The sequence below is a fragment of the Vibrio sp. 1167 genome (genome assembly GCF_033340375.1).
Lineage (GTDB): Bacteria > Pseudomonadota > Gammaproteobacteria > Enterobacterales > Vibrionaceae > Vibrio > Vibrio alginolyticus.
In genome coordinates, this window is record NZ_JAWOWK010000044.1 from 1 (window position 1) to 1,660 (window position 1,660).

2 protein-coding genes are annotated in these 1,660 nt (G+C 53.4%); both read right to left on the reverse strand.

What is annotated here, in order from left to right; genetic code table 11:
* Window positions 1-9: 9 nt before the first annotated feature.
* Window positions 10-1,014: an IS110-like element IS4321 family transposase gene (locus tag R7Z78_RS24190; RefSeq protein ID WP_080491134.1), complete on the reverse strand. Its 1,005-nt coding sequence runs from the start codon at window positions 1,012-1,014 to the stop codon at window positions 10-12.
* A gap of 78 nt (window positions 1,015-1,092) precedes the next feature.
* Window positions 1,093-1,660, reverse strand: a 568-nt coding sequence (locus R7Z78_RS24195) for a Tn3 family transposase (RefSeq protein WP_169643879.1), incomplete at its 5' end; no start/stop codon positions are given.

The window sequence follows — 1,660 nt, forward strand, 5'->3', positions numbered from 1 at the left end:
TTTCTGCCGTTATGCTACATAAGTTTGCTGTCGTGCCGTTAGGGCCCAGGCTATTCTGGCCAGCTTGTTTGCCAGAGCACAAGTGACGACAAAGTTGCTTTTCCGGCACAGTAAATCCCTGACCCAATCGGCCAATTTGCCAGACTGGTGTTCCAGTTTTTGTATGAATACCCTGGCACACTGAACCAACAAAGTTCGGATCTTTTTATTACCTCGCTTACTAATTCCCAGCAATGTCGTCCTACCTCCCGTGCTGTACTGCCGAGGTACAAGCCCTGTTGCCGCCGCAAAGTCACGGCTGCTGGCGTACTGCTTCCCGTCGCCAATCTCAGTTGAAATAGTACTCGCTGTCAGTGTTCCGACGCAGGGAATGCTCAGCAAGCGCTGTCCAACCTCATCTTCGTCCAACTTTCGTTTCAACTGGGATTCCAGATCTTTAATCTGCTCAACAAGATAGTGATAATGCTGTTGTAATTTCAGCAATAACTGGCTGAGGTAAAGAGGCAAACTATTATCCTCAAGAATGGTACTCAGTCGGCTAATAACGGCAGCTCCTCGGGGAACGCTAATGCCAAATTCCAGCAGAAAAGCATGCATTTGATTGGTTGTTTTTACCTTATCCTGAACCAGGGATTCACGGACACGATGCAGAGCCCGCATTGCCTGCTGAGATTCCGTTCTGGGCTGCACAAAACGCATAGACGGACGCGATGCAGCTTCACAAATAGCTTCGGCGTCGACAAAGTCGTTTTTATTGCTTTTAACGAACGGGCGGACAAATTGTGGTGATATCAGCTTTGGGGAATGCCCCAACTCTTCCAACTTGCGTGCCATAAAGTGAGAACCGCCACAGGCTTCCATCGCGATGGTTGTTGCCGGGCATGTCGCCAGAAATTCGATTAGCTTTGGTCGGGTGAATTTTTTACGGTAAACGGCCTTCCCACGATGATCCTGACAATGAATATGGAAAGAGTTCTTACCCAGATCGATACCAATAAGCGCAATGTTTTCCATGATGGTTCTCCGAATGAAAGCCTGTCCTCAGCATAGTACCGGGAAGGAGGGAGTGACCATCTCATTAAATAAAGCACGCTAAGCCGGTGGCAGCGGTCGCAATGGCCTAAACTTCCCCGCACCGACCTTGGCGCTGCTGCGCCATAGGTAATCGCCGGTCAGGTTGATGTGCTCCCACCCCAGCGGCGACAGATATTGCAACAATGTGCCGTCCAGCGCCGTGCCGTTGCCACGCAAAGCACTGGTGGCACGCTCCAGATATACCGTGTTCCACAACACGATGGCCGCCGTCACCAGGTTGAGGCCGCTGGCCCGGTAGCGCTGCTGCTCGAAGCTCCGATCCCTGATTTCCCCAAGGCGGTTGAAGAACACCGCCCTGGCCAGCGAGTTGCGCGCCTCACCTTTGTTCAGGCCGGCATGCACGCGGCGGCGCAGTTCAACACTTTGCAGCCAGTCCAGGATGAACAGCGTGCGCTCGATCCGGCCCAGCTCGCGCAGGGCCACGGCCAGTCCGTTCTGGCGCGGGTAGCTGCCGAGTTTGCGCAGCATCAGCGAAGCCGTTACCGTGCCTTGCTTGATGGAGGTGGCCAGCCGCAGAATTTCATCCCAATGGGCGCGTATTTGCTTGATGTTCAGCCTGTCGCTG